The organism is Cognatishimia sp., from assembly GCF_964229375.1.
Taxonomy (GTDB): domain Bacteria; phylum Pseudomonadota; class Alphaproteobacteria; order Rhodobacterales; family Rhodobacteraceae; genus Cognatishimia.
Map to the genome: position 1 here is coordinate 1 of NZ_CAXREH010000079.1, position 6,289 is coordinate 6,289.

Consider the following 6,289-nt stretch of genomic DNA (forward strand, 5'->3'; position numbering starts at 1 on the left):
GGACTAGAGCCTGCCGCACGGGCCGCAGGCTCTGGGGTTTTTAGGCCGCGATGTCAAAGTTCTCGACGTCGTCTGCGTTCAGGAAAGTTACGTCCTGAAGGCCGATAAAGCCAAAAAAGACCCTCAGATGTGGCGTCAAGAAATCCGCAGGAGAGCCAATGGCCACACCGCCTGACGCGACCGCAACGATGACTTTCTTGTCAGCCAGCAGGCCTTCGGGGCCGTTTTCGGTATAGCTGAACGTCACCCCTGCGCGCGCAACCTGATCCACCCAAGCTTTCAAAACGGCAGGGCCCGAGAAGTTATAGATAGGGGTGCCGATCACGACCGTGTCGGCCTTTTGCAGTTCGGCCACCAATGTGTCGGACACCGACAGCGCGTCGGCTTGGGCATCTGTGCGATCTTGGGGAGGGATGAATGTCGAGGTCACCCAGCCTTCGTCCAAAAGGGGAAGGGGCTCTGCCAGATCGCGGCGGATGACAGTATCGGCGCCAAGTTTGGCGACGATCTCGGAAGAAAGGCGGCGCGACACAGAATCCTGATGGCGCGCAGAGGCATCAATATGCAGTACTGTATGGGACATGAGTCTTTTCCTTTGTATGGCTGCGTTACAAAATGCACCTTGCAATTTTGAACTCAATAGGCGGTAATGCGCATCGAGTGTTGGTATTTGCACAGGTAAGTGATGGACAATTGGGACGAGATTCGCACCGCCTATCAGGTTGCGAGATTAGGAACTGTCAGCGCCGCGGCGGATGTCTTGGGGGTTCACCACGCAACCGTCATTCGCCACATCGACGCGCTTGAGGGGCGCCTGGGCGTCAAACTGTTTCAACGCCACGCGCGCGGGTATACCGCTACAGAGGCGGGCGAAGACCTGATGCGCGTAGGGCAGGCAACAGACGATCAGTTTGGACAGCTTGAGGGCCGCATCAAAGGACGCGGCAGCGATGTCAGCGGCGAACTCGTCGTGACCTCTTTGGACAGTATTGCGCCTTTGCTCAGCCCGATATTGGTCGACTTTCAGGAACTCTACCCAGATCTTCTGATCCGCTATCTCACCGATGATCGCGTGTTTCGTTTGGAATATGGCGAAGCCCATGTCGCTATTCGCGCAGGCTCTGCGCCACAGGAGCCAGACAATGTTGTGCAGCGATTGGGCTCTCTTGAGGTCGGACTCTATGCGTCGCGCTCATATGTCGAGAAGTTCGGATTGCCAAAGTCAGAGGCAGAGTTTGAAAACCACCGGTTCGTCGCCGTGGATAATGCAAAGACCCGCGCGCCGTTTCACCAGTGGTTGATGGGTATTTCCAAACGAGAGACACATATGTTCCGGGGCTCTGATCCGCGCGCGCTGGAGAACGCAGTGTTCGCCGGCGCGGGGATTGGATTTCTGGCAAGGTTCCTGGGTGAGTCCCGCGATGACGTGGTCGAAGTCATGGAGCCGCTGCCTGAATGGCATGGCCCAATGTGGCTGGTGACCCACGTTGACTTGCATCGCACGGTCAAAGTCCAGACCTTCCTGAGCTTTCTCAAAGAGCGTTCAAAAGAGTGGCAATAAAGCTCTCTTCACAGTCGCAAGGGCATCTGGCGATGCTTTTGTTTTCAGCGCTGGTGGGCGGGTCTTTCTCTTTGGGATCGCTTGCCGCCAACGAAGTAGAGCCGACCGCTTTGAATGCGGTGCGGTTCCTGATTGCGGCTGTCGTTATTGGCAGCGTTGCGGCGCTGACCACGGGTATCAAGCGATCCGCAGCCCGCGCGCCTTGGCGTTATCTGATTTTGGGTGGGCTGTTCGCGATCTACTTCGTGCTGATGTTTGAGGGCCTAAAGACCGCGCCACCCGTCAGCACGGCGGCGGTCTTCACGCTGACGCCGATAATGGCTGCAGCCTTCGGCTATCTGCTGCTGCGCCAAATCACCACGCCGCGGATGGCCGTGGCGCTTGCGATTGGGGCGACAGGTGCGATTTGGGTGATCTTCCGCGCCGACCTGTCGGCGCTTTTGCAATTCAACGTTGGTCGGGGCGAGGTGATCTTTTTCTGGGGCTGCATCGCGCATGCGCTCTATACCCCGATGGTGCCAAAGCTGAACCGCGGAGAGCCTGCGGTTGTCTTTACCTTCGGTGTGTTGGTCGCGGGCTGTGTGGTTCTTTTCCCCGCCGGTTGGTCAGAAATACGCGCAACAGACTGGGCCGCCTTGCCGTCCATCGTTTGGATAGCGATTTTTTACCTGTCGGTTTTCGCCTCTGCCGCCACCTTTGTGCTGGTGCAATTCGCAGCTCTGAACCTGCCAAGCGCCAAGGTCATGGCCTATACCTATCTGGTACCAAGTTGGGTGATCCTGTGGGAAATCGGTCTGGGCAACGGCGCACCCGCGCCTTTGGTGGCTGTGGGCGTTGCAATGACCTGCGGGGCGCTTTTGTTGCTGTTGCGTCAAGACGCCTGAGCGTCGTCCGTCAGCTCTTGTTCCAGAAACTTCTCAAAGGCGTCTAGGTTAACCGGTTCGAATTGTCCAAAGGCCTGCATCCAGACGGACGCGTCCTTCAGCGCGTTAGGCTCTAGTTTGCACCATTTCACCCGTCCGCGCTTTTCCTGACTGATAAGCCCCGCCTTGGTCAGAATTGTCAGATGCTTTGAGATCGCCGCGAGTGACATCTCAAACGGTTCAGCCACGTCGGTGACGGCCATGTCGTCCTCAAGCAGCATCGCAAGGATGGCGCGGCGCGTTGGGTCAGCGAGGGCTGCAAATACGTGATCAAGAGTGGCTGTCATACTCGCGGTTCTATCTGGTGCAGGGCCAAGAAGAAAGCGTCGAGCGATCGCGTGAGGCAAAAAGCTCAACCAAATCGTTAAATAACGCGAAGTCCTGAAAATCGGCGGATCGCGCGTTTTGCGCAAAGGAGAAGGAATCCTTGCTGTTAATAAAATCATCTAAAAACAATAGATTAGTTGGCGGCCAGTTGCGTCACCCTGCCGCTTGACTCTAATCCCGCGCAGCCTTAGCACTGCGCTCAGGTTCAACCATTGGATTTGCGCGTGCCCGACCCGACTGAAAGAGATCAACTGAAGCATCTCGAAGAGCGGATCGAGGCGGTCAAAAAGACCCAGGCACCCAAACCTCATATGGAAGAGCATTATTCTCAGGCGCAGCTGGCCTGGCGGATGGTGATCGAACTTGTGGCCGGTATGTTGATCGGCTTTGGGATTGGGGTTGGGCTGGATAGCCTGTTTGGCACGAAGCCGATTTTCCTGATCCTGTTCATATTTTTGGGTTTCGCCGCCGGGGTCAACGTGATGATCCGCAGCGCACGCGAAATTCAGGCGAAACAAGAGGCCGACTCGCAAGAGAACGCCGAGTAGAGACGAAGAGGAACGTAACGTGGCAAGCGGTGCAGAAGAAGGCGGTCTGGTCTTTCACCCAATGGATCAGTTCATTGTGAAGCCTCTGTTTGGTGGCGATCACATTGGCATGTTTACTATCACAAACGTGACACTCTGGCTGGCGCTGGCGGTTGTTGCTGTGATCGTAATGATGGTCTTCGGCACCTCCAGCCGCAAAATCGTACCGGGCCGCGGCCAGTCGGTTGCAGAGCTTGCCTACGGCTTTGTCTATAAAATGGTCGAAGATGTTGCTGGCAAAGACGCCATCAAATTCTTCCCATACATCATGACACTGTTCATGTTCATCGTCTTCGCCAACTTCCTTGGCCTGATCCCAATGTCCTTTACCACGACGTCCCACTTTGCGGTGACTGTGGTTCTGGCGCTGCTTGTCTTCTTGACCGTAACCATCGTCGGTTTCGTCAAGAACGGTCTTGGGTTCCTGGGTCTCTTCTGGGTCTCCAGCGCGCCTCTGCCGCTGCGCCCGATCCTGGCGGTCATCGAACTGATCTCTTACTTTGTACGCCCAGTCAGCCACTCTATCCGTCTTGCGGGTAACGTCATGGCGGGCCACGCGGTTATCAAAGTTTTCGCAGGCTTTGCGGCCATCGCAGTTGTCTCTCCGGTTTCGGTTGTGGCGATCACCGCGATGTACGGTCTGGAGGTTCTCGTGGCCTTCATCCAAGCCTACGTCTTCACCATTCTGACCTGTGTTTACCTGAAGGACGCTCTGCATCCATCGCACTAAGGTACGTGCCGGGCAGGTGCCCGGCCTACACAAGTCATCCCGAAATTCACCCTATTCAGACTAACTTCCAACGTAAGGAGAACTCATCATGGAAGGTCAACTCGCACACATCGGCGCAGGTCTCGCAGCTATCGGTTCCGGCGCAGCCGCAATCGGTGTTGGTAACGTTGCTGGCAACTACCTGGCAGGCGCTCTGCGCAACCCATCCGCAGCAGCATCCCAAACCGCGACACTGTTCATCGGTATCGCGTTCGCAGAAGCACTGGGCATCTTCTCGTTCCTGGTCGCTCTGCTTCTGATGTTCGCCGTCTAATCCAGCGGAACTGATCCTTACGTACGGGCTGGCGCGCTATAATGCGCCGCCCGTAATTAAACGGAAGTTCCCAGGAGGACGTTATGGCGACTGATACACACGCCGCCGAGGCAGCATCAGCTCCCGGCATGCCACAGCTGGACTTTTCAAACTGGGGCAACCAGATTTTCTGGCTATTGGTCACGCTCGTCGTGATCTATTTCGTCCTGTCGCGCATCGCGCTGCCGCGCATTGCTGCGGTTCTGGCCGAGCGTCAGGGGACGATCACCAACGACATCGCCAAAGCTGAAGAGCTGAAGGCGCAAGCGGTGGAAGCGGAAGAGGCCTATAACAAGGCGCTTCTGGATGCACGTGCCGAAGCACAGCGCATCGTTGCGGAAACCAAAGCAGAGATTCAGGCCGATCTGGACGCGGCCACCGCGAAAGCGGATGCGGAAATCGCGGCCAAAGCCGCCGAGTCGGAAAAGGCAATTGCTGACATCCGGGCCGGCGCGGTCGAGAGCATCCAAGCGGTTGCGACCGATACGGCGAACGAAATCGTTGCAGCACTGGGCGGCAAGGCGGATGCCAAAGCTGTCGAAGCGGCTGTAACCGAGCGGATGAAAGGCTAAGAGACATGCGTAAACTGGCTACTCTTTTCGCCCTGACCGCCGCGAGCCCGGCTTTTGCAGCCTCTGGCCCGTTCTTCTCGCTGACGAACACGGACTTCATCGTATCGATGGCGTTCATCCTGTTCATCCTCGTGCTGTTTTACTTCAAAGTACCTTCCATGCTGGGCGGTATGCTGGATAAACGCGCCGAGGGCATTCAGTCTGAGTTGGACGAAGCCCGTGCTCTGCGCGAAGAAGCACAGACCATCCTGGCCTCTTATGAGCGCAAGCAAAAAGAAGTTCAGGATCAAGCAGACCGCATCGTGGCTCAGGCCAAAGACGAAGCGATTGCCGCAGCAGAACAGGCGAAAGTCGATCTGCAGGCATCCATTGCGCGTCGTCTGGCGGCCGCAGAGGATCAAATCGCCTCTGCCGAAGCCTCTGCGATCAAAGAGGTCCGTGACCAAGCCGTCACCGTTGCAGTTTCCGCTGCGAATGTGGTGATCGCAAAAGGCATGACCGCAGCCGACGGCAACAAGCTGATCGATGCGGCGATTGCCGAAGTGGACGCGAAGCTGCACTGATCTCGGATTGAGATCCGGTCTAAGTAAATAAAGACCCGGCCCAGTTGAGGCCGGGTTTTTTCTTTTGCGGAGGGGATGTTTTTGGTCTTGTTTGGACAGCAAGAACAGGAAACACGTTACTGATTGAGTTTTCGGCTAAGAAAAGCCGATGTAAGCCCAAATGCGAACAAACACATCTTGCAGGCTCGCGATTAGGCACAGACTGGCAAATGAACCGCGCGGTGGATAGTCCAATAATCTCATGATCCAGCCGAAAACGTATAACACGATCCAAAGCGGTACAGTCAGCAACACGGTTATCAACCCCAATACTACCGGCAAAATTGTGACCCATAGCACAATCCTAAATGCCGCGGGTAGAATGCCTTCGAATGGGGAATTCGGATCCTCAAACTGAAACGCTGTCGCGAGCATGTATTTTGCGGTCTCTTCGCCGTGAATACCCGCCGCCAGAAAAATTAATAAGGCGAGTAGTAACGCGGCTTTCCAGACGAATTTGACGACGTCACCGAGCCACGTAACAACCTTTTTTTGTGCGGTGCTTAGAGTTTCGAGATAGCGTTCTCTGAAATTATCTATTGCTGTCTCTACTCTTTGAGCGAGACCAAACGCATCAATTACAGCCAATAGAACCGAAAAAACCAAAAGAAAATCGTGCATGTCAAACCAATCTG

General features: G+C 55.7%; 10 protein-coding genes. 7 read left to right on the plus strand and 3 right to left on the minus strand.

The genetic code is table 11. The features are described 5' to 3' along the window. Nucleotides 1-40 precede the first annotated feature (40 nt). Nucleotides 41-583, minus strand: coding sequence for an FMN-dependent NADH-azoreductase (locus tag ACEQWH_RS06210; protein ID WP_370228937.1), 543 nt, complete (start codon nucleotides 581-583; stop codon nucleotides 41-43). 102 nt (nucleotides 584-685) lie between these two features. Between ACEQWH_RS06210 and ACEQWH_RS06215 the strand changes: the two genes are divergently transcribed. Next, a complete protein-coding gene (locus tag ACEQWH_RS06215; protein WP_370228939.1) occupies nucleotides 686-1,561 on the plus strand; it encodes a LysR family transcriptional regulator in 876 nt (291 codons plus the stop codon). Nucleotides 1,562-1,593: 32 nt separating this feature from the next. Further along, complete coding sequence (locus tag ACEQWH_RS06220; protein ID WP_370228941.1) at nucleotides 1,594-2,445, plus strand: DMT family transporter; 852 nt, start codon at nucleotides 1,594-1,596, stop codon at nucleotides 2,443-2,445. On the opposite strand, the gene ACEQWH_RS06225 is transcribed toward ACEQWH_RS06220, so the two are convergent. Continuing rightward, nucleotides 2,433-2,771, minus strand: coding sequence for an ArsR/SmtB family transcription factor (locus ACEQWH_RS06225; RefSeq protein ID WP_370228943.1), 339 nt, complete (start codon nucleotides 2,769-2,771; stop codon nucleotides 2,433-2,435). The genes ACEQWH_RS06220 and ACEQWH_RS06225 overlap by 13 nt on opposite strands. Before the next feature lie 264 nt (nucleotides 2,772-3,035). Between ACEQWH_RS06225 and ACEQWH_RS06230 the strand changes: the two genes are divergently transcribed. The 5 genes from ACEQWH_RS06230 (at nucleotide 3,036) to ACEQWH_RS06250 (ending at nucleotide 5,615) form a co-directional block, all read left to right on the plus strand. Further along, nucleotides 3,036-3,359, plus strand: a complete 324-nt coding sequence (locus ACEQWH_RS06230) for an AtpZ/AtpI family protein (protein ID WP_370228945.1) — start codon at nucleotides 3,036-3,038, stop codon at nucleotides 3,357-3,359. 61 nt (nucleotides 3,360-3,420) lie between these two features. Further along, nucleotides 3,421-4,128, plus strand: a complete 708-nt coding sequence (locus ACEQWH_RS06235; RefSeq protein WP_370228952.1) for a F0F1 ATP synthase subunit A — start codon at nucleotides 3,421-3,423, stop codon at nucleotides 4,126-4,128. A gap of 88 nt (nucleotides 4,129-4,216) precedes the next feature. Next, entirely contained in the window at nucleotides 4,217-4,441 is a 225-nt protein-coding gene (locus tag ACEQWH_RS06240; protein ID WP_022572950.1) for a F0F1 ATP synthase subunit C, read from the plus strand. A gap of 83 nt (nucleotides 4,442-4,524) precedes the next feature. Continuing rightward, the gene (locus tag ACEQWH_RS06245) at nucleotides 4,525-5,052 is read left to right on the plus strand and encodes a F0F1 ATP synthase subunit B' (protein ID WP_370228947.1); all 528 of its coding nucleotides are present in this window, start codon (nucleotides 4,525-4,527) and stop codon (nucleotides 5,050-5,052) included. Between the two features lie 5 nt (nucleotides 5,053-5,057). Next, nucleotides 5,058-5,615 (plus strand): F0F1 ATP synthase subunit B, encoded by a 558-nt coding sequence (locus ACEQWH_RS06250; RefSeq protein ID WP_370228949.1) that lies wholly within the window; start codon nucleotides 5,058-5,060, stop codon nucleotides 5,613-5,615. Between the two features lie 135 nt (nucleotides 5,616-5,750). On the opposite strand, the gene ACEQWH_RS06255 is transcribed toward ACEQWH_RS06250, so the two are convergent. Then, nucleotides 5,751-6,289: hypothetical protein (locus tag ACEQWH_RS06255; RefSeq protein WP_370228951.1), on the minus strand; the 539-nt coding region annotated here is incomplete at its 5' end.